Raw genomic sequence first — 26,769 nt, 5'->3', positions numbered from 1 at the left:
GCGAGGGGGAGGCCGATGATGCGGCGATGACGACGACAGCGCCAGCGAAGACCGACGTCGACCAACCGACTCGCGAGGAGCGGGCCGCGCGGGGCAAGGCCGCCCGCGCCGTGGCCCCCCGGTCGAGCCACGCCGAGTTCACGCGTGATCCCGCGGTCGACCCACTGGCCCTGCTCGCGCAACAGGACGCCTCGCGCGTGCCGGGGCTGGTGCCCATCCGCTACGGGCGCATGGCCGTCTCGCCGTTCACCTACTACCGGGGCGCCGCGCTGCCCATGGCCGCCGACCTGGCGAGCACCCCGCGCTCGGGGCTGACCGTGCAGGCGTGCGGCGACGCGCACCTGATGAACTTCGGCGTGTTCGCCTCCCCGGAGCGGCGGCTGGTCTTCGACATCAACGACTTCGACGAGACGTTGCCGGGGCCGTGGGAGTGGGACATCAAGCGCCTCGCCGCGAGCCTGGAGGTGGCGGCCCGCGAGAACGGCTACACCGTGCAGCAATGCCGCTCCGTGGTGCTCGCCGCGGGAGCCGAGTACCGGCGCGCGATCCGGGGCTTCGCCGCGTCGACGGCGCTCGCGGTCTGGTACGCCCACGCCGACGTCGACACCGTCAGGGCCATGTACGCCGACCAGATCGGGGCGGGCAGGCGCCGCAAGCTCGCCCGTAACGTCGCCAGGGCGCACACCAAGGATAACCTCGGCGCGCTGCGGCGCTTCGCCTCCGTCACCGACGGCCGGTTGCGCATCAACCCCGACCCGCCCCTGATCGAGCGCATGGAGGATCTGGCCGGGGCCGAACACCAGGATCCCGACCAGCTGTGGGCGCAGTTGATCGGAGTGGTCAAGGCCTATCGGGGCTCGCTCGAGCCGGAGCGGCGCGCTCTGCTGGACCGCTACCGCGTGGTGGACATGGCACACAAGGTGGTCGGCGTGGGCAGTGTGGGTACGCGGTGCTGGATGGTGCTGCTGCTCGGCAACGACGAGTCCGATCCACTGTTCCTGCAGGCGAAGGAGGCGGGCCGGTCGGTGCTCGCCCCGTACGCCGGAGCCAGTCGCTACGGCAACGAGGGCCGCAGGGTCGTCGTCGGGCAGCGCCTGATGCAGACCGTGAGCGACGTCTTCCTCGGCTGGGTCAGGGTCGAGGGTTTCGACGGCAGGACAAGGGATTTCTACGTCCGGCAGCTGCGCGACTGGAAGGGCTCCGCCGAGACCGAGGGAATGAAGCCCGCGGCGTTGCAGGTCTACGGCAGGCTGTGCGCGTGGACGCTCGCGCGGGCGCACGCGCGCACGGGCGACGTGGTGGCGCTGGCGGCCTACCTCGGTTCGCGGTCGGTGTTTGAGGAGGCGATCGCCTCGTTCGCGAGCGCCTACGCCGACCAGAACGAGAAGGATCACACGGAGCTGCTGTCCGCGATCACCGCCGGGAAGATCGCCGCCATCGCCGGTAAGTGAACTCACCCGGCGCGGGTGGTGCCCGCCGGTGGGTGCGCCCCCGACGCTCTGCGTCGTGACGACGTACGACTCCAGAAGACCAGGCGGCACGCAACCGGCCGTGCCGCCGCAACGTGATCGCAGAGGCCGCCCGCTGCACGCGGGCGATCTGCGCATCGAGGCGTGGGCGCCCACGATGCCGGGCTGTGTCGCCGAAGCCGTTCGTGCGCTGGCCGACAGTTTCCTCGGCCCGGCGAGGCCTCCGCTCGCGTGCCGGGTGCGGTTCGACGTGCGGGGCGAATCCGAGGCACTACTGCTGGAAACCGTGCTGCGACAGGTGATCTCGTGGCCGTCTCGGCGCACCCAGGTCGCCGTCTCGGCCGAGGTCGCCCGCACGCCGTCGGGGCTGTGGGTGCGCTGCGAGCTGATCGACGCCGGGGCGGTGCGCCCGGTCGGCGCGATCCCGAAGGGGGTGGCCAAGGGCAGCGTGCGGTGCGAGCCCGCGTTGGACGGCTGGCGGTGCGAGGCGGGCATCGACGTCTGACGCCGCACGAGGCCCTCATGTGGTGGCGAAAACCGGTTGCCGCCGGTGGTTTGCTGAGTGGGTGGAACTCTCGATCCTCGTCGCCTTCATGGTCACCGCGCTGGTGATCAGCCTGGTTCCCGGGCCCGACATGATGTTCATCGTCGCCAACGGGGTCGCGCGGGGACCGCGAGCCGGCGTCGTCGCCGCGCTGGGCATGTCCACTGGGCTCGCGGTGCACACCGTGGCGGCCGCGGCGGGGCTCGGCGCGTTGCTGCAGGCGGCACCTGCCGTGCTCGACGCCGTGCGCGTGGTGGGCGCGGTGTTCCTGCTGTACCTGGCGTGGACGGCGTGGCGGTCGTCGCGGCGGCCCGATGTCCCCGGCGCCGAGGACGTGGCGCCGGGTCGCTCGCTGCGCAGGACCTACGTGCTGGCGGTGCTGACCAATCTGGCCAACCCCAAGGTGATCCTGTTCTACCTCGCGTTCTTCCCGCAGTTCGTCGTGCCCGCTGGTGGCTGGCCGGTGTGGGTGCAGTTTCTCGTGCTCGGTGCGGTGTTCGTGCTCGTCGGGTTCGCCGTGGACGGTTCGGTGGGGCTGGCCACGGGCGCGCTCGCGGTGCTGCTGCTCCGGCGGCCCGCCGTGCGCCGGTGGCTCGACCGGCTCTCCGCGGCGATCTTCGCCGGTCTCGCGGTGCGCCTGGTGACGGAACAGCCCCGCTAGCCGATCGGCGTGAACAGCACGCGCAGCCCGATCGCCACCAGCACCATGGCGATGAACACGTCCAGAAAGCGCCACGCGACGGGCCGGGTGAACACCGGCGCGAGCAGACGCGCGCCGAAGCCGAGTGCCACGAACCACAGCACGCTGCCCAGTACGGCACCGGCGCCGAACCACCACGGCTGCGCGGACTGGGTGTTGGCGACCGAACCGAGCAGCACCACGGTGTCCAGGTAGACGGCGGGGTTGAGCCACGTGAACGCCAGGCACGTCCCGGCGACGGCCGAGCGCGACACCGCGGGCGCGTCGGGCCCGGTGCGCAGCGCGGTCGGCCGTACGGCCCTGAGCGCGGCGAGCAGGCCGTAGCCGAACAGGAACGCCGCGCCCGCGACGCGGACCACCTCGATCAGCCACGGACGGCCGTCGAACAGTAGACCCGCGCCCGCCACTCCCGCGGCGATCAGCACGGCGTCGGACACCGCGCAGATCAGCACGACGGTGCGCACGTGCTCGCGGCGGAGTCCCTGCTGGAGGACGAACGTGTTCTGGGCGCCGACGGCGACGATCAGGGACAGGCTGAAGAGTAGGCCCGTGACGGCGCTCGTCACGGTTGCTGGGGCGAACACGACCTCGACGCTAGGCACGGCCGCGCCTGGCATCCAGCTAATGATTCTTCAGCGACGTTAGAGTCACTGATGATGGACCTGGACCCGGCTCAGCTCAGGGCGCTCGCCGCCGCCGTCTCGGAGGGGACGTTCGACGCGGCCGCCCGCACGCTGCACGTCACGCCGTCGGCGGTGAGCCAGCGCGTGAAGGCATTGGAGACCTCTGTGGGCCGGGTGCTGCTCACGCGCACCAAGCCGGTGCGGCCGACGCCGTCGGGGGAGACGCTGCTGCGCCTGGCGCGCCAGATCCAGGCCGTCACCGACGACGTCGCGCGCGAACTCGGCGACGACGAGCCCGCGGCAGGGCCGAGGGTGGTCCCGCTCGCGGTGAACGCCGACAGCCTCTCGACCTGGTTCCTGCCCGCGCTCGCGAGCCTCGGTGGGTCACTGGTGTTCGACCTGCATCGCAGTGATCAGGACCGCACGGCGGACCTGCTGCGGCAGGGTTCGGTGATGGCCGCGGTCACGGCGTCGGAGGAACCGGTGCCTGGCTGTTCGCTCGAGAAACTGGGCCGGATGCGATACCGGCCGATGGCCTCGCCCGCGTTCGCCGAGCGCTGGTTCGCGGGCGGCGCGACCGCGGCGGAGCTGGCACACGCGCCCGTGGTCGTCTTCGATCGCGACGACCGGTTGCAGGAGGCATACCTGCGCCGCCGGAGCAGGCGCGGGCTCCAGCCGCCGCGACACTTCGTGCCCGGTTCGACCGACTTCTTCGAGGCCGTGCGGCTGGGACTGGGCTGGGGAATGCTGCCGGACCTGCAGACCGAGCACGCCGTCGAGGGCGAGTTCGTGGATCTCGATCCGCGCGGGCACCTCGACGTGGCGCTCTACTGGCAGCAGTGGAAGCTGCGCTCGGCGAGCCTTGACGCGGTCACGGCCGCCGTTCGGGACGCGGCCGCGACGGCGCTGCGGTGAGTCAGGAGCGGCTGCGCCGCGGCCTGCGCGGCTGGCGGGCGCTCCGCTGAGGCTGGATGTGCGCCTCGATGACGGGCTCGTCGGCGGCGGTGGTGACCACCGGGCCTGGCCCGAAGGGCGCGTTGAGGTCGGCCGACTTCGGCGGCGAGCTCAGGCGCTCGTAGTCGATCGGCCGCTCGTCGGCCGGGTGGCTGAACAGCACCGGTGCGACGGCGCCGGGGTCCCCGTGCGGGGCTGGTGCGGAGGTCAAGTGAGACTCCTTCCTGGTGGCGGTGGGTCCGCTCCCGGAGTGGCTCCGGGAGCGGACTCCGCCGGGTGCGTCGCTCAGAGCGAGCGGACGCCGGTGGCCTGCGGGCCCTTGGCGCCCTGGCCCACCTCGAAGGCCACGCGCTGGCCTTCCTGCAGCTCGCGGAAGCCGCGGCCGTCGATCTCCGAGTAGTGCACGAAGACGTCAGCGCCGCCGCCGTCGACCGCGATGAAGCCGAAGCCCTTCTCCGCGTTGAACCACTTCACAGTTCCCTCTGCCATGAGGTCTCCTTCCAGGAGCTGGTTACCCGGATCCCGCACCGTGCGGGTCCGGCAGCCGCGCCAGTGGAGGGCCACCACTCAAGCCCAGAGGCTAGACACGCGACACGCCCGCACCGAAATTCCGCGGAGCGTGGAAGAACACGAACACGCAAAACTTGCGACCATCAAGCGACGCCGAGCAGGCCGAGGATTCGGCCGGTCGACGTCGCGGCATACGCTACGCTACCGCACCCGCGCGGCGTCAAGCGCTCTCACACGTGATCATGCCGTCGCATCAGTGCCGACAGCGCCGCTCCGGACGGCGAGGTTCGCTCCACGTCCGCCCGCACGCGTTCGCGCACGTCGGAGGGCATGTCCTGGCTCAGTTTGAAGACACTGTGGGCGGTGCGGATCCGGACCCGGAACGCGACGACGTGGTCGACGAGCGAGACGAACTTCTCCCTCGACGACGCCGGGTCCCAGCTCGGGTCCCGCGGCGACTCCAGTGCCAGCACCGTCCGTTCGACCACGTCGAGCGTCGCGGCAGGACTCTCGATCAGCTCCACCGTGCCCGTGAGGTGCACGGCCGCGTAGTTCCACGTGGGCACCGCGGGCGTGTAGCCGTACGCCGACGGCGAGACGTAGCCGTCCGGGCCGGTGAACACCAGCAGCAGCTCAGGGCAGGCGGCGAAGTCGCGCCACTGCGGGTTGACGCGAGCCAGATGCCCCAGCAGGGTCACGTCGTCCCACGACTCCGGCGGTGCCTCGTCGTCCGGGAAGATCACCGGGAGGTGCGTCGCGACCGGCGCGCCCTCGCCCGTGGCGCTCACCACGAGCGCGAAGGGGTTGTGCCGCACCAGTTCGATCTCGTCGGCAGTGGACGGCGCGGCGTAGCGCGCGAACTCGTGCACGTCAGCCCCCGTCGCTGTGACAGTGCCCGCTCGACGGCGCCGGCACGTCGAGGGTCGGGTTCCGGTCGAAGAAGCCGGCGGGCTTGAGCGTGAAGCCGCAGCGGTCCACCGGCATCACGGGCCAGTCCTCGAGCCGGGGGAAGTGCGTGAGCCCGAAGGTGTGCCACACCACCAGGTCGGCGCCGTCGATGTCGCGGTCGTCGCGGGTGAACTCCGGCAGCCCGGCGCCGGTGGGGCTCTGGTTCACCAGATCGCCCGCGGGGAAGCGCTCGCTCTCGTCGAAGCGGGTGACCCACAGGTGCTTGCTCGCGAACGTGGCCCGGCCGTGGATGGTGGAGTCCTCGTCGGCCAGCAGCGTCGGCAGGCCCTGCGGGGTGAGCACGTAGCCGGTCTCCTCGCCGAGGCGGTTGCGCCTGCCTGGATTGACGATGTGCCACACACGACCGCGTTCGGGCGCCGCCATGCGCTGCGCCTGCCGCTCGGTGGCGAGTCTGCGTGCGGAGCGCGTGAACGCGTTGCCGAACGGGTTGCCCTCGCCCATCGGCACCCGCCGCACCTCCACCTCCTCGACCGCGTTGACGTCGCCGTCCACCGCCATGTCGAGCCGGACGTTGAACAGGTGCTGGTGGTACGGCGCCGCGAGTCCGGGCGCGACCTGCGACGCGTAGGGCGCGATCCGGTCGTCGTAGTAGGCGGTGAACACGATGCCGGTGGCCTTGCACTCCAGCTCGATCGTGCCGTCGAGGTAGAGGTACCAGTAAAAGCCGTAGTCGTAGTTGCCGACCGTGACGAAGAACGAGATCACGAGCCTGCGCTGGCGGCGGGTCTGCCTGCTGCCGTTGGAGGGGTCGGTGTGCTTCCACAGCACGCCCGCGTCCTCCTCGTGGATGCAGATCGCGTTGCCGATCGTCGTGGGCTCGCCGCGCCCGTCGGCGACGACGGCGTCGACGTAGGTGATGTCGCCGAGGCAGTCGCAGCCCAGCTTCAGCGAATTGGCGAGCCTGCCCAGCTGGTACTCGCCGGTGTCGAAGTAGTTCTGCCAGAACCGGATCGGGCCGGGGTCGGCGTAGGGCACCACCATCTCGGCGACCGAGGCGCGGTGGACGATGGGGCGCAGCTCGCCGCCGTCGGTGAAGCCGAGCTGGTGCAGCACCAGCCCCTCGCGCATGTCGTAGCCCAGGCGCACGTGCCAGTTCTCCCAGCTGAGCACGCCGTCGGCGAGCGTGAAGCTCGGGCCTTCCGGCTGGGTGATCTCGATGGGCCGCTGCGTGGTCCTCGGCGGGCCGGAGACCGCGGGGTCGTCGTAGTCGCCCGACTCGCGGGGGATCGGCAGTGCGCCGGTGTCGACGATCTCCACCACCTCGCGCGCGATCAGGTCCACGTAGGCGACGAGCCCGTCCACGGGGTGGGCCCAGACCATCGTGGACTCTTCAGGGCGCCAGTGGGCGAGTACGCGCACGAGCCGTCTCCCGCCGTCCGGAATGGACTCGAACCGGCCTGCGGAGAGCGCGGCGAGGTAGACGTGGGAGGGGTCGGTGATGTCGCGTTCGGCCAGTGCGGCGCGCCAGTCCTTGTCGGCGGCCATGATCTCGCGGACCAGGTCGTGCTCCTCGCCGAGCACCGGCACCTGACCGTGCTCGCCGCTGATGTCGGCCACCGAGTGCACGGCGCGTTCGGTGAGGCTCACGAGTACGTCGTGCGCCTCGCCGGTGGCGATGTCGAGCAGCAGTGCCCTGGCCCTCCTCTCGACCGGCGAGCCGTCGCGTTCGTGGCGCGCGAGGTCGGCCTTGGCCGGTTCGGCGAGGCCGACGTAGGAGAACCGCGTCGCCTCCCGCAGCACGCCGCCGATCTCGAGAATCGTGCGCACGTCCGTGAACTCGGCCGCGGTCAGCGGCGCGAGCGGGTGTGGTGCCTGCCGGTCCGTCACGGGCTCTCCTGAAGTCGCAGCGGATGCCGGAACGTTCCGGCACTGCCGTGGGAGGCTAGCTGGCGCGCCAGGATCGGTCAATGATCGATAACCGGGGCTTGACGGGATTGGGCTGCCGCCGTTTAATCACTGCCCATGTCGGAACGTTCCGGCATCCCTCACGCGACGCTCCTTCCGCGACCACGCCATGTCACCGCCGGAAAGTCGAGGTCCCATGCGGATCCCCGTTGTCCTCTGCGCCGCCGCGACGGCCGCCGTGCTCGTGGGCTGCTCGGCCGCTCCGCTCGACCCCACGACCGCGACCTCCGACGTGCCCGGCTACCTCGCGGTCGCCGACGAGTCGGTGACCGCGGGCGGCACACTCGACCTGCAGATGACCGTCGACAACGGCGCGGCGACGGGGCTCGACCCGCAGCTCGCCGACGTCGCCACGTCGTGGCAGCTGATGTCACTGGTCTACGAGACGCTCGTGACCGTGGGGCCCGACTTCTCCATCGAGCCCGCGCTGGCCGAGAGCTGGGAGAACCCGAGCCCCACCGAGTACGTCTTCCACCTGCGCGAGGGCGTCACCTTCTCCAACGGCAGGCCGATGACCGCAGACGACGTCGTGGGCAGCCTGGAGCGCCTGCTCGCCGGTGAGGGCGTGTGGAAGTCGCAGATCGGCCCCGTCGAGAAGGTGTCCACAGTCGACGAACACACCGTGTCGGTGACCCTGTCCGAGCCCTACGCGCCGCTGCTCGCCGCGCTCGCCAACGTGCCCGCCGCCGTGCTGCCGATGGCCGAGATCGAGGACGGCTCGCTGGACGTCACCGCGCAGATGCTCGGCACCGGGCCCTACGTGGTGGAGTCGCACCGGCAGGACGTCTCGTGGAAGTTCACGCGCAACGACGGCTACTGGGCCGAGGACAAGCCCTCCGCCGACACCGTCAACGTGGTGATCGCGGGCCAGGAGCAGGCCAGGATGGCCGCGCTGCAGAACGGCAGTGCCGACCTGGTGATGCTCGGCAACGTCGACGCCCCGCAGCTGCTGAACGGCGCGCGCGGCACGAGTGTCGGCACTCAGGCCACCACGGACTTCTACTACCTGATGCTCAACAGCAACGCGCAGGGCGGGAAGTTCGACGACCCGCGCGTGCGCCAGGCGATCAACATCGCGCTGGACCGCCAGGCGATGGCCGACTCCGCGCTCGGCGGGCTCGGCAGGCCCACCGGCGTCACGCCAGCCGGGCTGCCCGGTGCGTGCGACCCGGCGCGGGTGCCCTCGGCCGAGGCCGACCTCGACCGCGCGAAGCAGCTGCTGAAGGAGGCCGGGGCCGAGAACCTGACGTTCGGGCTCGCGGCCTACTCCACCGCTCCGGCACCCGCCGTGGCGCAGGTGATCCAGCAGAACCTGCGGCGCATCGGCGTCGAGGTGACCATCGAGCAGCTCGACGAGGGCAGCTGGTCGGGCAAGGTCTACGGCGAGGTGCCCGCCACGTTCGACGCCGCGCTGTCGTGGTTCGCCGGCTACGCGGACCCTGGCATGGTCGGCAAGTGGTGGAATCCCGAGCAGGCCGGGTTCAACGTCGGCTTCATGGAGCCGAACCCCGAGCTGAACGAGGCCATCGACAAGGCCATCGCGACGCCGGAGGGTCCCGAGCGTGAGACCGCGCTGCAGCAGCTGTGCGACGCCGTCGACACCGACGCCCAGATGATCCCGCTGGTCACCAGGCCCGCGCTGATCGGCTACCGCTCCGACGCGCTGAGTCCCACGCTGTACGAGACCGAGGGCTACGGCAACGTCTTCCGTGGCATCGCCGACTTCCGGCTGCTCAGCAAGTAGCGGGCCGGGGAAGGGAAACGGCTGTGCGACTGTTCTCGTGGTGGCTGCGCCGGGCACTGAGCGCGGTGCTCACCCTGTTCCTCGTCTCGGTGCTGATCTTCGCGGCGTCCCGGTGGATGCCGGGCGGATTCGCCGAGGTGGTGCTCGGCCCGTTCGCGAGTCCCGAGCAGAAGGCCGAGGTGGCGGCGAAGTACGGGCTCGACGAGAGCGTCTTCGTGCAGTACTGGCTGTGGCTGGGGACCGCGCTCACCGGTGACTTCGGTATCTCGATGATCAGCGGCGAGCCGGTGACCACCGAGTTCGGGCTACGCCTGCCGGTGACGGCCCAGCTGGCCCTGTTCGGAGTGGCCGCCGCGGTGCTGATCGGTGTCCCGCTCGGGGTGCTGACCGCGGTGCGCGCTGGCGGGCGGCGCGGCGGCGCCGCGCTGGGCAGGCTGGTGAGCGGGCTCGGGGTGAGCGTGCCGGAGTTCGTGCTCGGCAGCATCGTGGTGTTCCTGTTCTCCCGTTACGCGCTCGGGCTCACCGTCGGCGGCTACGTGCCCTTCGGACAGGACCCGGCAGGCAATCTCCAGTCGATGGTGCTGCCCGCCGCGGTGTTGTCGGTGTTCGTGATCGCCGTGGCTGCGAGGACGACTCGCGACGCGGTGCTCAACGTCCTGGTGGAGCCCTACATCACGGCCTCGATCGCGCGCGGCGAGAGCCCCGGCTTCATCGTGGCCAGGCACGTGCTGCGCAACGCCTCGATCCCGGTGATCACCGTGCTCTCGACCATCACCGCATACCTGCTCGGCGGCGCGGTGATCATCGAGTACCTGTTCAACCTGCCCGGTATCGGCACCTATCTGGTGCAGGCGGTGGGCAGGCGCGACTACGCGGTGGTGCAGGCGGGAGTACTGCTGGCGGCGGTGGTCTTCATCGTGCTGAACATGCTGACCGACGCCGCGGCGGGCGTGCTCGATCCCCGGTTCGGTGCTGCGGCGAAGGGGCGGAAGCGATGACATGGTGGCGCAGGGCCGACTGGCTCACCCGCTCCGGACTGGCGTGTCTGGCCGTGCTGGTGCTCGTCTCGGTGGTGGGCACGGTGTTCGGCATCGGCGGCGACCCCGACGCGATGGTGGGGCCCCGGCTCGCCCCGCCGGGCGTCGACTATCCACTCGGGACGGACGAGCTGGGCCGCTCGATGTTGCCGAGGTTGTTCGAGGGCATCGGCACGACGCTGCTGCTGTCGACGCTCGCGGTGCTCGTCACCGCGGTGCTGGCGACGCTGCTCGGGGTGGCGGCCGGCTACCGGGGCGGCTGGCTCGGTGAGGTCGTGCTGCGGCTGGTCGAGGTGCTGTACTCGTTCCCGACGATCGTGCTCGCGATCCTCGTCGCCGCCGTGGTCGGTCCCGGCCGGACGGCCACCATGTGCAGCATCGTGCTGATCACCATCCCGCTGATGACCCGCGTGGTGCGCGCGGCCGCGGTGACGGTGTCCGAACGCGACTACGTCACCTCGGCGGTGATCAGCGGCGCACGCTGGCCGCGCATCCTCGTGCGGCACCTGCTGCCCAGCCTGTCCGGCACCATCGCCGTGCAAGGCACCTACGCGCTGTCGGTCGGCATCCTCGTGGAGGGCGGGCTGAGCTTCCTCGGCTTCGGCGTGCAGCCGCCGCAGTCGTCGCTGGGTGCGCTGATCCAGCAGGGCAGCACCTACCTGCTCGCGGCGCCGTGGCTGGTCGTCGCACCCGGGATCGTGCTCGTCGTGGCGATCCTGGCCATCAACGTTTTCGGGGACGGTCTGCGCGACGGTCTCGAACCGAGGGAGGCTCGGTCGCTGGTATGACACCTCTTCTGCACATCGACGACCTCGTGGTCGACTACGCCTCCGGCGGGCGGACCGTGCGCGCGCTCGACGGCGCCGCGCTCACCGTCCAGCGGGGCGAGACCGTCGGCATCGTCGGCGAGTCCGGCTCCGGCAAGTCCACCCTCGGCTCCGCGATCGGCGGCCTGCTGCCCGGTGCGGCGAGCGTGACCGGCGGCGCCGTGCGCGTCGACGGCGACGACGTGAACACGTTGCGCCCCAAGCAGTTGCGTGCGTTGCGGCGCGGTCGGCTCGGCTACATCTTCCAGGAGCCGATCGGCTCGCTCGACCCCACGATGCGCGTGGGCAGGCAGGTGGAGCTGGCGTTGCGCGGCAGGGGAACCCGCGCCGACGTGACGGCACACCTGGCTCGCGTGCAGCTCGCGGACCCGGACCGGGTCGCCCGGTCGTATCCGCACCAGCTCTCGGGTGGGATGGCGCAGCGCGTCGCCATCGCGATGGCCATGGCGGGCGAGCCCGAGATCCTGATCGCCGACGAACCCACGGCGGCGCTGGACAGCCAGATCCGCGAGGAGGTCCTGGGGGTGATCTTCTCGCTCGCGGCGGAGGCCGGCACCACCATTCTGTGGTTGAGCCACGACCTGCCCGCCGTGGCCAAGCGCTGTTCCCGCGTCGTGGTGATGTACGGCGGTCGGGTGGTCGAGTCGGGCGCCGCGAGTGCGGTGCTCGACTCGCCCCGCCACCCCTACACCGCCGCGCTGGTGCGAGCCGTGCCCGGCGCCGCGGCCGACGGAGCGCGGCTGTCCTCCATCCCCGGACAGCCGCCCGTGCTCACCGGTTCCGCGCAGGGGTGCGCGTTCGCGCCGCGCTGCCCCGACGCGCTGGGCCCGTGCTCGGCCGACCGGCCGCCGCTGGTGTCGGTGGCCGAGCGCGACGTGCTGTGCCACCTCGCCGAGGCGACCGTGGGGGCGGGCCGATGATCCTCGAACTGGACCACGTCGGAGTCACGTTCACCTCCGGCCCGCCGTGGCGGCGCAGCCGCGTGCACGCCCTGCGCGAGGTGTCGCTGAGCCTGGCCGAGGGCGAGATCCTCGGCCTGGTGGGCGAGTCCGGCTCCGGCAAGACCACCACGAGCATGGTCTCGCTCGGGCTGCGGCGCCCCACCAGCGGCACCGTGCTGTTCGAGGGCAGGCCGTTCCCGAAACGCCGCACGGAGCTCGCAGGCCGGATGCAGGCCGTGCTGCAGCATCCACAGTGGTCGCTCAACCCGCGCCTGCGCGTCGGCCAGAGCGTGGCCGAGCCGCTGGCCGTGCTCGGCGGCGCCGACAAGGCCGAGGTGGGCGAGCGGGTGCTGGCCACGCTGGACCAGGTGGGGCTCGAGGCGTCGTTCGCGCAGCGCTATCCCCACCAGCTCTCCGGCGGCCAGCGTCAGCGCGTGTCGATCGCGCGGGCGCTGATCACCCGGCCGCCGTTCGTGGTCTTCGACGAGGCGGTGAGCGCGCTGGACGTGTCGGTGCAGGCGCAGATCCTCAATCTCATCAGCGACCTGCGCGCGGAGTTCTCCTTCGCCGCGCTGTTCATCAGCCACGACATCGGCGCCGTGCGCTACGTCGCCGACCGGGTCGCGGTGATGCGGCACGGTGAGGTGGTGGAGACCGCGCCGTCGGCCGTCTTCTTCGGCACCCCGGAACACGAGTACTCGAGGCGATTGGTGGAGGCACTGTGAACACTGGGAGCACTGTGAGCACGACCAACGGTGCGGGGCCGCGGCCCGCGAAGCGCTCGGCGTTCGCGGCGGGAGCGGTGAGCAACGACGACGTGGCGCTGACCCCGCAGCCGAGCCCCGGCAGCTCCACCGTCGAGTTCGACCTGCCCGGCGTGTTCGTCGGCACCGCCGAGTACGCCGAGGGCCCCACCGGGTGCACGGTGATCCACCTCCCACAGGGCGCGCGCACCGCCGTGGACGCGCGCGGCGGCGCGGTGGGCCTGTCCGGTGGCTACGACTTCCACCACGCCATCGTGCTCGCGGGCGGCTCGGTGTACGGGCTGGAGGCCGCGGCCGGGGTGAGCACGGAGCTGTTGCACCGTGCGGAGAACCGCACGCACTGGGCCGCGCTGCAGCACGTCTCGGGCGCGGTGATCTACGACTTCTCCCCGCGCGACACCGCGATCGCCCCCGACACCGCGCTCGGCAGGGCTGCGCTGGCCAACGCCGTCGAGGGCCGGTTCCCCGTCGGCCGCTGCGGCGCCGGCCGGTCCGCCTCGGTCGGCAAGATCGACTTCTCCCGCGCCGAGTTCGCGGGCCAGGGCGCGGCGTTCGGCACGCACGGCGAGCTGAAGGTCCTGGTCGCCACCGTCGTCAACGCCGTCGGCGTGATCGTCGATCGCGACGGCACGGTGGTGCGCGGCAACTACCACGCCGACACCGGGCAGCGGCACGTCCCGGCCCTCGACTACGCGGCCGCGGTCGACGGTGCGGAGGCGGCGCGCACGTCGGCAGGCAACACCACGCTCACCGTGGTGATCACCAACGCCAAGCTCACCGACGTCGCGCTCAGGCAGTTCGCCACCCAGGTGCACAGCTCGATGCACAGGGCCATCCACCCGTTCCACACCGAACTCGACGGCGACACCCTGTTCGCGCTCACCACCGATGAGGTCGAGCCGCTCGGGGTCGGCGGCACCGGGCTCGGCACCTTGGCCTCCGAGGTCGCGTGGGACGCCGTGCTGTCGAGCGCCCGATGAGCCGCGTCCCCGCCCACGCGACGACCGCGACCGACCCGGCCGCGCGCGGCCACGAGCTCGGCACGGCCTGCCGCGAGGCGATCCACGAGACCTACGCCGGGTACGCGCGCCTGTTCGCCGCGCACGGCCTGCACCCGCACCACGTGCGCGACCACGGCCGGGCCGCGTTCGCCGCGATCGACGCGTGGGCGCCGCACCTCGCCGAGGAGATCACCGGGCTGGCCGAGGGCAGTGGTCTCTCGGTGTGGAAGGTCGCCGCGCTCAACGCCCGCACCGAGATCCTGGCCGCCGCGGCCGTCACCGGCGAGGGCGAGTGCTCCACGTCGGTGGTGCTGCCCGGCGGCGGCGCACCCCCGCGCACTGTGCAGACGTGGGACTGGCACGACACTCTGCGCGGCGGGATGCTCGCGTGGACCTACACCACCTCCGAGGGCCGTCGGGTCGCGACGTTCACCGAGTGCGGCGTGCTCGCCAAGATCGGCGTCAACGACGCGGGCCTCGGCCTGCACTTCAACGTGCTGCGCCACCTTTCCGACAGCGCCGGCATCGGCGTTCCGGTGCACGCGGTGGCCAGGCGGGTGCTCGACGAGGCGGTCACCGTGGACGACGCGGCGCGGATCGCCCGGTCGGCGAGGCTGTCGGCGTCGACGGTGCTCACCGTGGTGACCCGCGACGAGGCCCGCTGCCTCGAGCTGTGCCCCGCCGGCATCGGCGAGGTGTACCCGGACGACGGGTTCCTCCTGCACACCAACCACTTCCTCGCGCCGGAGCTGGCCGGGGGAGAGCGCACGACGGCCGCCAGCGGGTCGAGTACGTTCGAGCGCGACGCCTGGCTGCGGGAGCGGGCGGCCACCGCACTGCGCGCCGACGACCTCACCGCGCGCGCCCACGCACTGTGCGCGCACCGGGAGGACGGCGCACCGGTGTGCGCCCACGCGGACCTCGCGCTGCCCGAGCACCAGCGCTGGGAGAGCCTGGCGACGATCTCGCTCGACGTCGTCGCGGGCGACCTGCACGTCCACCGGGGCGGCCCGTGCGAGGTCGAGGAGCGCACGTGGCTCACCCTCACCGCGGGGCAGGCGGCGTTCGCCTGAGCATCAGCCCCGGGTCGAGCGCCGCCGGGCGAGCCCGATCGGCTGCGCGCGCACGGTGCCCTTCGGGGCCTCGCCGGAGAGGACGTCGAACAGCAGCTGCGCGCAGGCCGCGCCCGCCTCGCGCGGACGCAGGTCGATGGCGGTGATCGGCGGGTCGGTGTGGTTCAGCGCCGTACTGTCCACACAGGAGGCAAGCAGCAGGTCCTCGCCGATGGTCCTGCCCGCGGCGCGTAGCACGGGCAGCACCGCGGAGGCCGAGCCGTCGGGCGCACACACCAGCGCGTCCACCGCCGGGTCGGCGTTGAGCAGCGCGCGCACGTTGTCCTGCATGACGGCCGTCGGTGAACCGAACGCCATCTCCCGCAGCCGCGGCCGCAGGCCGCGCTGCTCGCACCAGCGCAGGTACACCTGCTGCAGCGTGCGGCCCCAGTCGGTGACGGTGCTCGAGGCCAGCAACGCGATGTCGCGCGCCCCCGCCGAGTGCAGGTGCTCCAGCAGCTCGTCGAGCATCGCCGCGTGGTCCGACAGCACCACACCCGCGGGTTCGGCGTCGCCGGTGAAGCGCTCGCACGTCACCGCGGGCACCGACGAGTCCAGCAGCCCGCGCACCACCGTGTCGGTCTCCAGCGGGTCGCCGAGCACCACGCCGTCGACGCGGTGGAACCGGCGCGAGGACACGTGGTGAGCGGTGAGCAGAGTGACGTCGTAGTCGCGCTTCGCGGCCTGGTCGACGACACCGAAGACGAACGACATGTAGTACTCGGAGCGCGTCAGGACCTCGGGCAGGTGCAGACCGATCGTGCCGGTGCTCGACATGCGCAGGGAACGCGCGACGGGGTTGGGGGAGTAGCCGAGCCGGGTGGCGACGGCGACCACGTGCTCGCGGGTCCTCTCCGAGACCCGGCCCGAGTTGCGCAGCGCGTCGGAGGCCGTCGTCTTGGAGACCCCGGCGGCTTTCGCCACCGCGATCAGGTTCACCGGCTCGTCCGCGCGCACACCGGAGACGATAGCCGTCCATGGCGCTTGCGGCGGGGGCTGCCCGGCGCGTGCGTTACCTTGAGCCGCATGGAAAGGGTCGAGGCCACGCCGGAGCAGGACTGGAGCCAGTGGCGTCGGCCGCGGCCGGAGCCCGCCGTGCAGCGCTCCGACATCGGTGTGGCGCTGAGTGTGCTGGTCGCCGCCGTCGAGATGATCGTGCTCGTCAACAGCATGGGTATGTTCGCCTTTGGTACCGCGCCCGTGCTGGTCGAGCAGCTGGCCTGGTGCGTGGTGCTGTCGCTGCCGCTGGTCCTGCGCCGTCGGTACCCGATCGCCGTGGTGCTGGTGGTCGGGCTGGTGTTCATCCTCGCGCAGGCCAGGGCGATCGGCGACAACCTCATCCCCTCGATCGCGCTGTTCATCGCGATCTACAGCGTCGGCGCCTGGGAACAGAACCGCACGGCGGCGCGCTGGGTGCGGATCGGTTTGATCGCGGCCATGTTCGTCTGGCTCGGCGCCAATGTCGTGTGGTCGCTCGCCCAGCCCGTCCCGGACTTCCCCGGCGCGGCGGGGCCGCTCGACCCGGTGCTGGCGTCGGTGCTCTACAACGTCGGCTTCAACCTGATGTTCTTCCTCTCCGCCTACTATTTCGGCAGTATGGCCTGGCTCGCCGTGCGCAGGCAGGCCGAGCTGAGCGCACGCGCGGAGCAACTGCGACTGTCGCACGAGCAGAACACCCGGGGCGCGATCGTCGCCGAGCGCGTGCGGATCGCGCGCGACCTGCACGACGTGGTCGCTCACCACGTGTCCGTGATGGGCATCCAGGCGGGTGCGGCCCGGCGTGTACTCGACCGCGACCCCGAACTGGCCAGCGAGGCGCTGCGCACCGTGGAGCAGACCGCCCGCACCGCCATCGGCGAGCTGCGTGGCCTGCTCGGCGTGCTGCGCAACGACGCGGAGGGTTCCGGCGAGCCCTCGCTCGAGTCGCACCCCGCCTCGCCCGGTCTCGACCAGCTGTCCGAGCTGGTGGCCACCGCCGAGTCCGCGGGACTCGAGGTGGTGCACGGCGTCTACGGCGACCCGCGACCGGTGCCGGAGGGCGTGGCGCTGTCGGCGTACCGCGTGGTGCAGGAGGCGCTCACCAACGTCGTCAAGCACGCCGGAGCCCGCACCGTCGACGTGCGGGTGCGCTACCTGCGCAGCGCGCTGGAGGTGGAGGTCTCCGACGACGGCCGCGCCCGCGCGGGTGGCTCCGCACCGGGCGGCGGGTTCGGGCTCGTGGGCATGCGCGAGCGCGTCGCCGTGCACGGCGGCGAACTGGAGGCGGGCCCCAGGCAGGCCTCGCCCGGCTACCGGGTGCGCGCGAGCCTGCCGTTCGGCCGACCCGACGAACAGTCCACGAAGGACAGTGAGGAGCTTCCGGCGACGTGAGCGAGAACAACGGCACCCCGGCACAGGCGCTGCGCGTCGTGCTCGCCGACGACCAGGACCTCGTCCGCGCCGGCTTCCGGGTCATCCTCGGGGCGGAGGACGACATCGACGTGGTCGGCGAGGCAGGAGACGGGCTCGCCGCCGTCGACGCCGTCGAGCGCCTCCGCCCCGACGTCGTGCTGATGGACGTGCAGATGCCCGGAGTCGACGGGCTCGAGGCCACCCGCCGCATCCTCGGAGCCGGAAACGGCGACGGCGCGGTGAAGGTCGTCATCCTCACGACGTTCGACCGCGAGGACTATCTGTTCGAGGCACTGCAGGCGGGCGCGAGCGGGTTCCTGCTCAAGAACGCCTCGCCGGAGGACCTCGTGGAGTCCGTGCGCATCGTCGCGAGGGGAGACGCGCTGCTCTCGCCGGAGGTCACGCGTAGGGTGATCGCCCGGTTCTCGACCCCGGCGGCGCTCGTGCCCGTGCACAGGCCCACCGAGCTCACCGACCGCGAGTACGAGGTGCTCGTGCTGCTGGCGCGTGGCGTGAGCAACTCCGAGATCGCCGCGCGGCTCGTGCTCGGCGAGGCCACCGTGAAGACCCACGTGTCGCGGGTGCTGGCCAAGCTCGGCCTGCGCGACCGCACCCACGCCGTGGTGTTCGCCTACGAGAACGGCATCGTCGCGCCCGGAAGCGCCCAGGGCGAGTAGGTCACCCTCGCGGCGGACGCCCGAAATCGGTCGCGCGCCTGACGCGCCGGAGCCCCCTGCCTTCGTAGGCTGCCGATCATGTTGACGGTTTCGACGATCAGCAGGAGCTTCGGCGAGCACCGCGTGCTCGACGACGTGTCCTTCGAGGTGAAGCCCGGCCGCATGACCGGGTTCCTCGGTGCCAACGGCTCTGGCAAGACCACCACGATGCGGATCATCCTCGGGGTGCTCGCCGCGAACGGCGGCACGGTGACCTGGCACGGCAAGCCCGTGACCCAGCCCGTGCGCCAGCGGTTCGGCTACATGCCGGAGGAACGCGGGCTGTACCCGAAGATGAAGGTCGGCGAGCAGATCGCGTGGTTCGGCCAGCTCCACGGCCTGCCCGCTGAGCGGGCCAAGAGCAACGCCGAGCACCTGCTGGAGCAGCTGGAGCTGGGAGAGCGCGCGGGCGACAAGCTCGAGGACCTCTCGCTGGGCAACCAGCAGCGCGCCCAGGTGGCCGCCGCGCTGGTGCACGACCCCGCGCTGCTGATCCTCGACGAACCGTTCTCCGGGCTCGACCCCATCGCCGTCGACACCGTGCTCAGGGTGCTGCGCGAGCGCGCCGCCTCGGGCGTGCCGGTGCTGTTCTCCAGCCACCAGCTCGCGCTCGTCGAACGGCTCTGCGACGACCTCGTGATCCTCTCCGGGGGCCGCATCGCCGCCAGCGGCGGCAGGGAGGAACTGCGCACGCGGTACGGGACCGTGCGCTACGAACTGGTCGTCGACTCCGACACCGGCTGGCTGCGCGACGTGCCCGGTGTGCGCGTGGTCAGCATGGACGGCCCGCGCGCCGTCTTCGAGCTGGCCGGCGACAACGGTGCTCGCACCGACCAGCAGGTGCTGCGCGCGGCGCTGGAGCGCGGCGAGGTCCGCGGCTTCACCCCCGTGGCGCCGTCGCTGGAAGAGATCTTCAAGGAGGCGATCTGATGACCGCGACAACCGAGCCGCGGCCCGTGCAGACGGGCGCCGGTGACCCGGAACCGAGCACGTCGTTCGTCGCGGCGACGCGGCTGGTCGCCGAGCGCGAGATCAAGTCCTTCCTGCGCATGAAGGGCTTCTGGATCGGGCTCGGCGTGATCGTGGTCGGCCTGTTCGCGTCGGCGATCCTGCCCACCGTGTTCGGGGGAGGCCAGCCCAGCGTCGCGGCCGTCGGAACCCAGGTGGCGGGCGCGCTGGAGGGCTCGGCACTGGAAGTTCGGGAGGTCGACGATCTCGCCGTCGCGCAGGACCTCGTGCGCTCGGAGGAGGTGGAGGCCGCGGTCGTGCCGGACGACTCGGGTGAGTCCGCCACCGGCGTGCGCGTGGTCGCGTTGTCCGCTCCGCCCACCGACATCATGGCCGAGCTGGGCACGACTCCGCCGGTGGACCTGCTGGAGGCCGCCGATGTCAGCCAGGGCGAACGGCAGCTCGTGATCATGGTGTTCTCGCTGATCTTCGTCATTTTCGCGATGGGCGGGTCGGCGATCGCGCAGAGCACGGTGACGGAGAAACAGACCAGGATCGTGGAGATCCTCGTGGCGACCGTGCCGGTTCGCGCTCTGTTGTCGGGCAAGATCGTCGGGCACACGCTGCTGACGATCGGGCAGGTGATCGTGCTCGCCGTGGCGGCGCCGATCGCGTTGAGTATCGGCGGGCACGAGGCATTGCTCACCGTCGTGGTCCCCGCGCTCGGCTGGTTCGTGCCGTTCCTGTGCCTCGGGTTCGTGCTGCTGGCCTCGATCTGGGCGGTCGCGGGCTCGCTGGTGAGCAGGCAGGAGGACCTGAGCTCCAGCATGGGTCTGGTGATGATGCTCGTGATGGGGCCGTACTTCGCGGTGCTGTTCTTCTCGGACAACGCGGCGGTGATGACGGCGCTGTCCTACATTCCGTTCTCCGCGGCGATCGCCATGCCGGTGCGGATGTTCGCCGGCGAGGCGCAGGTGTGGGAGGCGCTGCTCTCCCTGGGGGTGCTGGCAGCGTCGGTCGTGCTGATCATGCTCCTGGCGAGCCGCATCTACTCGGGCTCGCTGCTCCAGACGGGCGGCAAGGTGGCCCTGAAGAACGCCTGGAGCCAGGCGAGCTGACCCGCACCACCGGAGCGGGGGCCTCGCGCGGATGCGCGAGTCCCCCGCCCAGGCGCGCGAGTCCCCCGCTCGGGATCGCGAGTCCCCCGTTCCAGCCCGCGAGTCCCCCGCTCGGGTGCGTGAGTTGCCCGCTCGGGTGCGTGAGTTGCCCGCTCGGGAGAGCGTGCCGTGCGCTCGCGACCACGTGTCGTGCGCTTGTGACCACGAAACGTGCGCTCCGGCTCGTGAGTTGTGCTTCTCGACCGCGAGGTGCGGGTAGCCCGGCCTCGGGCAACATGCTCGGCTGCCGTACCGCGGAAGCGGAGTACGAGATCAGGGGAATCGCAGGACGAATGCACAGCTCGCGGTCTGGAATGCATGACTCGCGGGCCGGGGCGCACGACTCGCGTGCTGGAGTGCGTGACTCACGCGTCCGAGCGGGGGATTCGCGTGCTGGAGCGGGGGACTCGCGGTCGGGAGCGCACGGCTCGCGGCCAAGCGGGGAACTCGCGGGCCGGGCCGGGGAACTCGCGTGCCTGAGCGGGGAACTCGCGGTTCGGAGTGGGGGACTCGCGTGCCTGAGCGGGGGACTCGCGCGCCTGAGTGGGGGACTCGCGGGGGTGGGCTGGATAGGGCCTTCTTGCCGTAGTGGGGGCCTTGTTCTGCTGCGACGATGGGGCTCCTCACCGGACCGAGGAGGATCTGATGGCGTCTCGGCTCAACCCGTATCTCAGCTACGACGGCACCGCGAAGCAGGCGATGGAGTTCTACCAGAGCGTCTTCGGTGGCTCGCTCTCGCTGAACACGTTCGGCGAGTTCGGGGACTCGAAGGCGCCGGAAGCCGACAAGATCATGCACGGCAGCCTCGAGACCCCCAGCGGGTTCACGCTCATGGGTGCCGACACTCCACCCGGGATGGAGTACAAACCCGGCAACACCATGTCCGTGAGCCTCAGCGGTGACGACGCGAAGGAACTGCGCGGTTACTGGGAGAAGCTCTCGGGCGACGGCACGGTCGCGGTGCCGCTGGAGAAGCAGATGTGGGGCGACGAGTTCGGCATGTGCGTCGACAAGTTCGGCGTCTCGTGGTTGGTCAACATCAGCACGCCCGGCTCGTGACGGCCACCCACGCCACCCACGCCGTCCACACCCACGCCGCCCACACCTAGGCCGCGTCCACGACCACGCACGCCAGGTTGTCCGGCGCTCCCGCGTCGTGGACGAGCCGGGTCAGCTCCTCCACCGCGGCGCCGGGTGCCGTCGTGTCGCGCAGCACCGCGGTGACGCGTTCCTCGGCGAGCACCGCGTGCACCCCGTCGGTGCACAGCAGGTAGCGGTCGCCGGGCTGAGCCGTGCGCAGGTGCAGGTCGGGCTCGCTCTGGTGCAGCGCCCTGATCAGCGTGGTGCGCCGCGGGTGCACCGCCGCCTCCTCGGCCGTGAGCCTGCCCTCGTCGACGAGTGACTGCACGTACGTGTGGTCGTGGGTGAGTTGCGTCAGCTCGCCACCGCGCAGCAGGTACGCCCTGGAGTCCCCGACATGGGCGAGCGCGAACTGCGCGCCCGAGAACAGCAGCGCCGTGAGCGTCGTCCCGGCGTGGGGCCGGTCGGCGGCGAAGTCGCGCACCGCGTCGGCCGCGTCCGTGACGGCGGTGGCGAGCGCCGCGAGCAGCGAGCCCGCGGCGACGTCGGTGTCGCGAGGGGCCAGCGCGGCCACCGCGGCTCCAGCGGCTCCAGCGGAACTGCCCGCCGCGCTGTCGGCGCCCTGCGCGCCGAACCCGTCGGCGATGGCGAACAGGCGGCCGCCGGGATAGGCGGCGTCCTCATTGGTCTGTCGCACCAGACCCCGGTCGGTGCGGGCGGCGGAGCGCAGGGTGAGTCGTACTGGCATGTCCGTCATGTCGACGTCCTTTCCGGACAGATGGTCGACGAGGAAGGCGGCCAGTTCCTTACGGGCGGCGGTGTCGGCCTCGACCTGACGCCAGTACGACGCCACCTCGGCGGCGGCCGAGCGCGGCGGCAGGTCGCACACGATCCGGATCCTGGCCAGCGGCATGCCGAGCCCTCGCAGCCACGCCACCAGCCGGGCGCGGGCGAGCTGGTCCGGTTCGTAGGTTCGGTAGCCCGAGCGCGGGTCGACGTCGGCGGGCCGCAGGAGCCCCAGCTCGTCGTAGAGCCGGAGTGCCTTCGGGGTGAGTCCCGAGGCGTGTGCGAACTCGCCGATGCTCAGCCTGCCCGTCAACCGTGCCTCCCTCGTTGTGGTGGACCCACCGTGCGGCTTCCCCCAGGGGCAAGGTCAACAGAGTCAACGGCGTCAGCCGAGCAGTGCGGGGCGGCGCCATTCCCGCCCGAGCACGTGGTGGTCGAGGAAGGCGAGCATCGTCTCGTACCAGAGTGTCGAGTGGCTCGGTTTGAGGATCCAGTGCCCCTCGTCGGGGAAGTAGAGGAACTTGTGCGGGCCCATGTCGGCGGTCTCCGACCGGGAGGCGAGGTCCCACCACAGCCGCAGCCCCTCGCCGATGGGCACGCGGTAGTCGAGGTCGCCGTGCCCGACGAGCATCGGCGTGGTGATGGCGTCGGCGAAGCGGTGTGGCGAGTTAGCGCGCGCGGCGCGCGCGGTCATCTCCCGCGCCCACACCGACGGCGTGTCGGTGGTCGCGAGCGTCTGGTCCATCGCCCAGATCGAGGCGAGCGTGACGATCGCGTCGAACCGGTCGGTGTGCCCGGCGATCCAGTTCACCATGTAGCCGCCGTAGGAGGCGCCGATGGCGGCGCTGCGGGAGGCGTCGATGTCGGGGCGTTGCTGTACGGCGTCGGTGATCGACATCAGATCCGTGTACGGCGTGCCGCCCCATTCGCCCCAGCCGCGCCGGATGAAGTCCGTGCCGTAGCCGGTCGAGAGCGCGTAGTCGGGCATCAGCACCGCGTACCCGCGGGCCACCAGGACCCACGGGTTCCAGCGCCACGTCCACACGTTGGCCGACATCACGGGCCCGCCGTGGATCTGCAGCAGCAACGGCAGCGGCTCGTCGGCGTGGTCGGGCAGCGCCAGCCACGCGCGGACGGTGGCGCCGTCGGCCGCTGTGGTGCTGACCTCCTCGAGCCTGCCCACCGGGGCGACGCTGAGCCCGAGCGCCTCGGCGGGGCCGAGCAGGGGCTGCACGGTGCCCGAGCCGTCGAGCGCGACCCTGACCGGTGCGGGCGGGCTGTCCACGGCCGAGCGCAGCGCGTAGCCCCAGTGCCCGTCGGGTGCCACCGCGAGGTCGGTGTAGGCACCGTGATCGGGCGTGAGCCGCGTGTGCCGGCCGGTGGCGAGGTCCACGCGCCACAGGGGCGCGCGGCCGTGCTCGTCGGCGACGACGATCAGTGCCGTGCCGTCCGGCGTCCAGCGCGGTGCTTTGGGCCAGCGGTCCCAGTCCCGCGCGAGCACACGAGAGTCGCCGCCGTCGAGCGGCAGCACGCCGAGCCACCGGTCGCCGGGGTGGTCGATGGTGAAGCGCTGCCGCACCTCGACGGCCACGAGCGTGCCGTCGGGCGAGACCCTGGGCGCGGCGTAGTCGTGGTCCGGGTCGTCGGCGAGCGTGGTGCGTTCGCCGGTCGCGATGTCGATCGCCACGAGCGTGAGCCGCTCCGAGCCACCGGGTTCCGGCACCGCCCAGGCCGTGACCACCGTGCGGCCGTCCGGGGTGAGGTCCCAGGTGCATTCGCTTGCCAGCGCCGACCCGACGTGCCCGGTGAGGTCGCGCAGGCCGAGCCCGTTCTCGGGGACGGTGCCGCCGGGGCTCGCGGCGAACAGCCGCGTGCGGGCGGGGCCGAGATCGCGGTCCCAGAACCGCACCTGGGGCTGCTCGTGCAGGATCGCCGCGACGCCCGCGTCCTCGCGGGCCGCGCGCAGCCGCCGGTCCTCCGCGGTCGCGGAGGCCGAGGGCAGCATCGCCGATCCGGCAGCCAGGGTGCCGTCGGCGCCCACGACCACGCCCGTGACGCCGCCGGGCAGTGCGGCGACCACCCTGGCGTCGCCGCCCGCGGCGGGCTGCAGCCACAGCGCCGCGACGTCGGGATCGCCTCCCGAGCCGGGTCTCGCCGAGAGGAACAGCAGATCGCCGGAGGGCGTGAACGCGGGTGCCGACTCGCCGTCGTCGCTCCTGGTCAGTCTGCGGGCGGGCGACTCGCAGGACGGGTCGAGCTCCCACAGCGCCGTGCTGTAGCGGTGGCGGCCCCGCTCCGGTGTCGACACCCCGACGACGAGCCTGTGGCCGTCGGGCGAGAGCGCCAGCTCACCGAGCCGGGGCAGGGCGGCGAAGGCATCGAGATCGGAGTACGGGTCGATGGTGGCCATCTCGCTTTCCTACACCCCGCGTCCGGGCGTGTGGGAAGATTTTCGCAAAGACCACCCGTACATCGCCAACTGTCCACAAGGGACGTTTTGATCAGTGAATGTGCGGTGTTCCAGCGTGAACCACGTGTGAAACCTTGCCCGCGGCCGCGAGCGCGGTCATCGCGCCACGTACGTCGGCCTCGCGGATCCGCGGCGAGCACTTCCCCTCACATCCGGGTTCACACCCGGCGCGCCCTGGCGAGCCAGGCGGCCATGTCGGCGGTCTTGCCGGGCGGCAGGCCGAGGCGGTCGGCGTCCTCGTCGCGCAGCGTCACGCGGTACCGCGCGGGTTCGAGGGCCTCGAGCTCCCAGCCCTCGCCGAACGCGTCGCGCAGCACCGAGTCCGAGATGCGCGGGCCGAGGCCGGGCTCGGTGTCGGACAGCGCGAGCACGTGCACCCGGGCGCCCGGCACGCACGCGGCGTGCAGGCTGGCGACGTAGGCGGCGCGGTCGGCGTCGCCGAACACGTGGAACAGCGCGCTGTCCACCACGGTGTCGTAGCGCGGCTCGGTGCCCAGGTGCAGCGCGTCGGCCACGTCGATCCGGGCCCGCACGCCGTGCGCCTTCGCGTTGGCGCGCGCCCGGTCGACGGCGGGCTGTGAGAAGTCGATGCCGCGCACGTCGTAGCCGAGCCGGGCGAGGTGGATCGTGTGCTCGCCGGTGCCGCAGCCGGGGTCCAGCACGGCGCCGGTGATCCAGCCGTCGCGCTCCAGCCGCACCACGGCGGGCTGCGGTTCGCCGATGATCCAGGGCGCCCACTCCTCGGTGTAGGCGGAGTCGAAGTCGGTCTTCGGCACCGTCCGGCGTCCCTCGGCGGGCAGGACGCCGTCGGCGAGCAGGCCGCGGTACACGGCCTCGCTCACGGCCTGCTGGGCCGAGGCGGGCCGGAGCAGCACGGTGAACGTGGACACCAGCCCGTTCTCGCCCAGCTGCAGCAGGTCCATGCCCTCCACCTGCTTGCCGCCGACGGCGCAGCGGAACTGCAGGATGTGGCTCTCGGTCTCGGCTCCGCCGTCGCCTTCCTGGGCGCGACCGGCGAACTGCCCGGTGTAGCGGAAGTTCTCGAAGGTGCGCAGCAGCACGCGAAACAGCGCCGACACGGCGTCGATGCCCTCGAACGGCCGCCACTTCACCGGGCTGAAGAACCGGATTTCCGGGTCGAACAGCGCAAGCGCGGCATCGAGGTCGCCTGCCTCGACAGCACTCCGGAACTCCTGGGCGACGTCGCGTTCAGCCATGAGCCCAACACTAACCGCGAATCCGGGCTCACCGCGGCGCTTCGCCGGGCCGTGGTCCGGGGACGCGCTGGACCGACACGATGTGCAGGCCCAGGTTCTGCAGCAGCTCCAGGAGCTCGGTGAGTTCGGTCGCGTCTCCGGCGCGGCCGTAGATCACCGTCTCCGGCGGGGTCGGCTCCACCCGCACGTCGTCCGGTTCGGTGCCGCCGAGTTCCCGCAGCACCTCCTCGACGCGGTCGGAGAGGCGCCCGCTCACCCGGAACTCGTACCGGTGCCTCGCTCTCACCACCACTGGCGCTCGCGCGCGTCGTCGCCGTGGGCCACCAGGGCGTAGATGATCACGACGTCGAGGACGATGATGATCACTCCCCACACCGGCTGCGCCGGCAGGAACGCGAGCATCGCGAGCGCGTTGAGCGCCAGCAGGAACACCGCCGAGATGCCGGCCCACTCGGCTCCGCTGAACAGTGCCAGGCCGGTGAGCAGCACCAGTCCGCCGAGGATGAGGTTGATCCAGCCCCACGCCGTCAGGTTGAACACCAGCAACCCCTGCGACCCCAGCCGGTAGTAGTCGTCGTTCAGCAGGGCGACCAGACCGCTGATGACGTTGAAGGCTCCGGTCACGACCATCAGCACCGCGGCGAAGGCGATCCAGTTCGTCCACACGCTGCGCGAACCGGTCTCCTCGGGTGCCTTCCGCGTCGGCGGGACCTCCGTCGCGGTACTCGCCCCCGAACGTGAGTGCAGGCGCATGATCCACTCCAGGCTTGGTGCGGGCAGGGCTGCCCACCTGCCGCCACGGTGTGCCCGCACCGGCGGGCCGCACTTCGCCCGCCCCGGGTGAGATCGAGTCACTTTGCGTTTCTCAGCAGGGAAAACGGCTCTGGCGAACGGGCCCGCGGGG

At 71.8% G+C, this 26,769-nt stretch carries 27 protein-coding genes; 16 read left to right on the top strand and 11 right to left on the bottom strand.

Annotation, left to right across the window (positions count from 1 at the left end):
• The first annotated feature begins 26 nt into the window (after nucleotides 1–26).
• From JHE00_RS22230 to JHE00_RS22220, 3 genes are all read left to right on the top strand, one after another.
• Complete coding sequence (locus JHE00_RS22230) at nucleotides 27–1,451, top strand: DUF2252 domain-containing protein (protein WP_200321175.1); 1,425 nt, start codon at nucleotides 27–29, stop codon at nucleotides 1,449–1,451.
• A 55-nt stretch (nucleotides 1,452–1,506) separates the two neighbouring features.
• Nucleotides 1,507–1,974 (top strand): archease, encoded by a 468-nt coding sequence (locus JHE00_RS35630; protein ID WP_200321173.1) that lies wholly within the window; start codon nucleotides 1,507–1,509, stop codon nucleotides 1,972–1,974.
• A gap of 61 nt (nucleotides 1,975–2,035) precedes the next feature.
• Nucleotides 2,036–2,674, top strand: a complete 639-nt coding sequence (locus tag JHE00_RS22220; RefSeq protein ID WP_200321171.1) for a LysE family translocator — start codon at nucleotides 2,036–2,038, stop codon at nucleotides 2,672–2,674.
• Here the strand turns inward: JHE00_RS22220 and JHE00_RS22215 are convergent.
• A complete protein-coding gene (locus tag JHE00_RS22215; RefSeq protein ID WP_307832059.1) occupies nucleotides 2,671–3,297 on the bottom strand; it encodes a LysE/ArgO family amino acid transporter in 627 nt (208 codons plus the stop codon). The genes JHE00_RS22220 and JHE00_RS22215 overlap by 4 nt on opposite strands.
• 69 nt (nucleotides 3,298–3,366) lie before the next feature.
• Between JHE00_RS22215 and JHE00_RS22210 the strand changes: the two genes are divergently transcribed.
• Nucleotides 3,367–4,251, top strand: coding sequence for a LysR family transcriptional regulator ArgP (locus JHE00_RS22210; RefSeq protein ID WP_200321167.1), 885 nt, complete (start codon nucleotides 3,367–3,369; stop codon nucleotides 4,249–4,251).
• Between the two features lies 1 nt (nucleotide 4,252).
• Here JHE00_RS22210 and JHE00_RS22205 read toward each other — a convergent pair whose 3' ends face one another.
• From JHE00_RS22205 to JHE00_RS22190, 4 genes are all read right to left on the bottom strand, one after another.
• A complete protein-coding gene (locus JHE00_RS22205; RefSeq protein WP_200321165.1) occupies nucleotides 4,253–4,501 on the bottom strand; it encodes a hypothetical protein in 249 nt (82 codons plus the stop codon).
• Nucleotides 4,502–4,575: 74 nt separating this feature from the next.
• Nucleotides 4,576–4,779, bottom strand: a complete 204-nt coding sequence (locus tag JHE00_RS22200) for a cold-shock protein (protein ID WP_200321163.1) — start codon at nucleotides 4,777–4,779, stop codon at nucleotides 4,576–4,578.
• Nucleotides 4,780–5,030: 251 nt separating this feature from the next.
• The gene (locus JHE00_RS22195) at nucleotides 5,031–5,669 is read right to left on the bottom strand and encodes an FMN-binding negative transcriptional regulator (RefSeq protein WP_200321161.1); all 639 of its coding nucleotides are present in this window, start codon (nucleotides 5,667–5,669) and stop codon (nucleotides 5,031–5,033) included.
• Between the two features lies 1 nt (nucleotide 5,670).
• Nucleotides 5,671–7,596, bottom strand: a complete 1,926-nt coding sequence (locus JHE00_RS22190) for a primary-amine oxidase (RefSeq protein ID WP_200321159.1) — start codon at nucleotides 7,594–7,596, stop codon at nucleotides 5,671–5,673.
• Nucleotides 7,597–7,810: 214 nt separating this feature from the next.
• Between JHE00_RS22190 and JHE00_RS22185 the strand changes: the two genes are divergently transcribed.
• The 7 genes from JHE00_RS22185 to JHE00_RS22155 are packed head-to-tail and all read left to right on the top strand — an operon-like array spanning nucleotide 7,811 to nucleotide 15,061.
• Nucleotides 7,811–9,418 carry an ABC transporter substrate-binding protein gene (locus JHE00_RS22185; protein ID WP_200321157.1) on the top strand — a complete coding sequence of 536 codons (1,608 nt, stop codon included), beginning with the start codon at nucleotides 7,811–7,813 and terminating at the stop codon, nucleotides 9,416–9,418.
• 23 nt (nucleotides 9,419–9,441) lie between these two features.
• Nucleotides 9,442–10,416 carry an ABC transporter permease gene (locus JHE00_RS22180; protein ID WP_200321154.1) on the top strand — a complete coding sequence of 325 codons (975 nt, stop codon included), beginning with the start codon at nucleotides 9,442–9,444 and terminating at the stop codon, nucleotides 10,414–10,416.
• Nucleotides 10,413–11,243 (top strand): ABC transporter permease, encoded by an 831-nt coding sequence (locus JHE00_RS22175; protein ID WP_200321152.1) that lies wholly within the window; start codon nucleotides 10,413–10,415, stop codon nucleotides 11,241–11,243. Before JHE00_RS22180 ends, JHE00_RS22175 begins: the two co-directional genes overlap by 4 nt.
• Entirely contained in the window at nucleotides 11,240–12,202 is a 963-nt protein-coding gene (locus tag JHE00_RS22170; protein ID WP_200321150.1) for an ABC transporter ATP-binding protein, read from the top strand. Before JHE00_RS22175 ends, JHE00_RS22170 begins: the two co-directional genes overlap by 4 nt.
• Nucleotides 12,199–12,948: an ABC transporter ATP-binding protein gene (locus tag JHE00_RS22165; RefSeq protein WP_200321148.1), complete on the top strand. Its 750-nt coding sequence runs from the start codon at nucleotides 12,199–12,201 to the stop codon at nucleotides 12,946–12,948. The genes JHE00_RS22170 and JHE00_RS22165 overlap by 4 nt, the downstream gene beginning before the upstream one ends.
• 14 nt (nucleotides 12,949–12,962) lie before the next feature.
• On the top strand, nucleotides 12,963–13,967 hold the full coding sequence (locus tag JHE00_RS22160; RefSeq protein ID WP_200321146.1) for a P1 family peptidase: 1,005 nt from the start codon (nucleotides 12,963–12,965) through the stop codon (nucleotides 13,965–13,967).
• Complete coding sequence (locus JHE00_RS22155) at nucleotides 13,964–15,061, top strand: C45 family autoproteolytic acyltransferase/hydrolase (protein ID WP_200321144.1); 1,098 nt, start codon at nucleotides 13,964–13,966, stop codon at nucleotides 15,059–15,061. The genes JHE00_RS22160 and JHE00_RS22155 overlap by 4 nt, the downstream gene beginning before the upstream one ends.
• Nucleotides 15,062–15,064: 3 nt before the next feature.
• Here the strand turns inward: JHE00_RS22155 and JHE00_RS22150 are convergent, their stop codons facing one another.
• Nucleotides 15,065–16,057, bottom strand: coding sequence for a LacI family DNA-binding transcriptional regulator (locus tag JHE00_RS22150; protein WP_200321142.1), 993 nt, complete (start codon nucleotides 16,055–16,057; stop codon nucleotides 15,065–15,067).
• Nucleotides 16,058–16,126: 69 nt separating this feature from the next.
• Here JHE00_RS22150 and JHE00_RS22145 point away from each other — a divergent pair, with 69 nt between their 5' ends.
• From JHE00_RS22145 to JHE00_RS22125, 5 genes are all read left to right on the top strand, one after another.
• Nucleotides 16,127–17,470 (top strand): sensor histidine kinase, encoded by a 1,344-nt coding sequence (locus JHE00_RS22145; RefSeq protein WP_200321140.1) that lies wholly within the window; start codon nucleotides 16,127–16,129, stop codon nucleotides 17,468–17,470.
• Nucleotides 17,467–18,168: a response regulator gene (locus JHE00_RS22140; protein WP_200321138.1), complete on the top strand. Its 702-nt coding sequence runs from the start codon at nucleotides 17,467–17,469 to the stop codon at nucleotides 18,166–18,168. Before JHE00_RS22145 ends, JHE00_RS22140 begins: the two co-directional genes overlap by 4 nt.
• 78 nt (nucleotides 18,169–18,246) lie before the next feature.
• Entirely contained in the window at nucleotides 18,247–19,137 is an 891-nt protein-coding gene (locus tag JHE00_RS22135) for an ABC transporter ATP-binding protein (RefSeq protein WP_200321136.1), read from the top strand.
• Entirely contained in the window at nucleotides 19,137–20,273 is a 1,137-nt protein-coding gene (locus JHE00_RS22130) for an ABC transporter permease (protein WP_200321134.1), read from the top strand. Before JHE00_RS22135 ends, JHE00_RS22130 begins: the two co-directional genes overlap by 1 nt.
• A 684-nt stretch (nucleotides 20,274–20,957) precedes the next feature.
• Nucleotides 20,958–21,371: a VOC family protein gene (locus JHE00_RS22125; protein ID WP_200321132.1), complete on the top strand. Its 414-nt coding sequence runs from the start codon at nucleotides 20,958–20,960 to the stop codon at nucleotides 21,369–21,371.
• A 46-nt stretch (nucleotides 21,372–21,417) separates the two neighbouring features.
• Here JHE00_RS22125 and JHE00_RS22120 read toward each other — a convergent pair whose 3' ends face one another.
• The 5 genes from JHE00_RS22120 to JHE00_RS22095 all read right to left on the bottom strand — a co-directional run bounded on the left by JHE00_RS22120 (nucleotide 21,418) and on the right by JHE00_RS22095 (nucleotide 26,618).
• Nucleotides 21,418–22,491 carry a MerR family transcriptional regulator gene (locus JHE00_RS22120; protein ID WP_200321130.1) on the bottom strand — a complete coding sequence of 358 codons (1,074 nt, stop codon included), beginning with the start codon at nucleotides 22,489–22,491 and terminating at the stop codon, nucleotides 21,418–21,420.
• A gap of 72 nt (nucleotides 22,492–22,563) precedes the next feature.
• The gene (locus tag JHE00_RS22115; RefSeq protein ID WP_200321128.1) at nucleotides 22,564–24,588 is read right to left on the bottom strand and encodes a S9 family peptidase; all 2,025 of its coding nucleotides are present in this window, start codon (nucleotides 24,586–24,588) and stop codon (nucleotides 22,564–22,566) included.
• Nucleotides 24,589–24,806: 218 nt separating this feature from the next.
• Nucleotides 24,807–25,865 carry a methyltransferase domain-containing protein gene (locus JHE00_RS35910; RefSeq protein ID WP_307832058.1) on the bottom strand — a complete coding sequence of 353 codons (1,059 nt, stop codon included), beginning with the start codon at nucleotides 25,863–25,865 and terminating at the stop codon, nucleotides 24,807–24,809.
• Nucleotides 25,866–25,893: 28 nt separating this feature from the next.
• Entirely contained in the window at nucleotides 25,894–26,151 is a 258-nt protein-coding gene (locus JHE00_RS22100; protein ID WP_200321316.1) for a DUF8691 family protein, read from the bottom strand.
• Entirely contained in the window at nucleotides 26,148–26,618 is a 471-nt protein-coding gene (locus JHE00_RS22095) for a DUF7144 family membrane protein (protein WP_200321127.1), read from the bottom strand. Before JHE00_RS22095 ends, JHE00_RS22100 begins: the two co-directional genes overlap by 4 nt.
• Between the last annotated feature and the right edge of the window lie 151 nt (nucleotides 26,619–26,769).

Source organism: Prauserella cavernicola (genome assembly GCF_016595675.1).
GTDB classification, from domain to species: domain Bacteria; phylum Actinomycetota; class Actinomycetes; order Mycobacteriales; family Pseudonocardiaceae; genus Prauserella_A; species Prauserella_A cavernicola.
Note: the sequence above shows the minus strand (reverse complement) of the source record. Positions and strands in the feature narration are given on the sequence as shown.

Excerpts from the sequence above, each read along its gene's own strand:
- JHE00_RS22230 (WP_200321175.1), top strand. The coding sequence starts at position 27 with ATGACGACGACAGCGCCAGCGAAGACCGACGTCGACCAACCGACTCGC.
- JHE00_RS22210 (WP_200321167.1), top strand. The coding sequence starts at position 3,367 with ATGATGGACCTGGACCCGGCTCAGCTCAGGGCGCTCGCCGCCGCCGTC.
- JHE00_RS22200 (WP_200321163.1), bottom strand. The coding sequence starts at position 4,779 with ATGGCAGAGGGAACTGTGAAGTGGTTCAACGCGGAGAAGGGCTTCGGC.
- JHE00_RS22185 (WP_200321157.1), top strand. The coding sequence starts at position 7,811 with ATGCGGATCCCCGTTGTCCTCTGCGCCGCCGCGACGGCCGCCGTGCTC.
- JHE00_RS22175 (WP_200321152.1), top strand. The coding sequence starts at position 10,413 with ATGACATGGTGGCGCAGGGCCGACTGGCTCACCCGCTCCGGACTGGCG.
- JHE00_RS22170 (WP_200321150.1), top strand. The coding sequence starts at position 11,240 with ATGACACCTCTTCTGCACATCGACGACCTCGTGGTCGACTACGCCTCC.
- JHE00_RS22165 (WP_200321148.1), top strand. The coding sequence starts at position 12,199 with ATGATCCTCGAACTGGACCACGTCGGAGTCACGTTCACCTCCGGCCCG.
- JHE00_RS22155 (WP_200321144.1), top strand. The coding sequence starts at position 13,964 with ATGAGCCGCGTCCCCGCCCACGCGACGACCGCGACCGACCCGGCCGCG.
- JHE00_RS22145 (WP_200321140.1), top strand. The coding sequence starts at position 16,127 with ATGGAAAGGGTCGAGGCCACGCCGGAGCAGGACTGGAGCCAGTGGCGT.
- JHE00_RS22135 (WP_200321136.1), top strand. The coding sequence starts at position 18,247 with ATGTTGACGGTTTCGACGATCAGCAGGAGCTTCGGCGAGCACCGCGTG.
- JHE00_RS22130 (WP_200321134.1), top strand. The coding sequence starts at position 19,137 with ATGACCGCGACAACCGAGCCGCGGCCCGTGCAGACGGGCGCCGGTGAC.
- JHE00_RS22125 (WP_200321132.1), top strand. The coding sequence starts at position 20,958 with ATGGCGTCTCGGCTCAACCCGTATCTCAGCTACGACGGCACCGCGAAG.
- JHE00_RS22115 (WP_200321128.1), bottom strand. The coding sequence starts at position 24,588 with ATGGCCACCATCGACCCGTACTCCGATCTCGATGCCTTCGCCGCCCTG.
- JHE00_RS35910 (WP_307832058.1), bottom strand. The coding sequence starts at position 25,865 with ATGGCTGAACGCGACGTCGCCCAGGAGTTCCGGAGTGCTGTCGAGGCA.
- JHE00_RS22095 (WP_200321127.1), bottom strand. The coding sequence starts at position 26,618 with ATGCGCCTGCACTCACGTTCGGGGGCGAGTACCGCGACGGAGGTCCCG.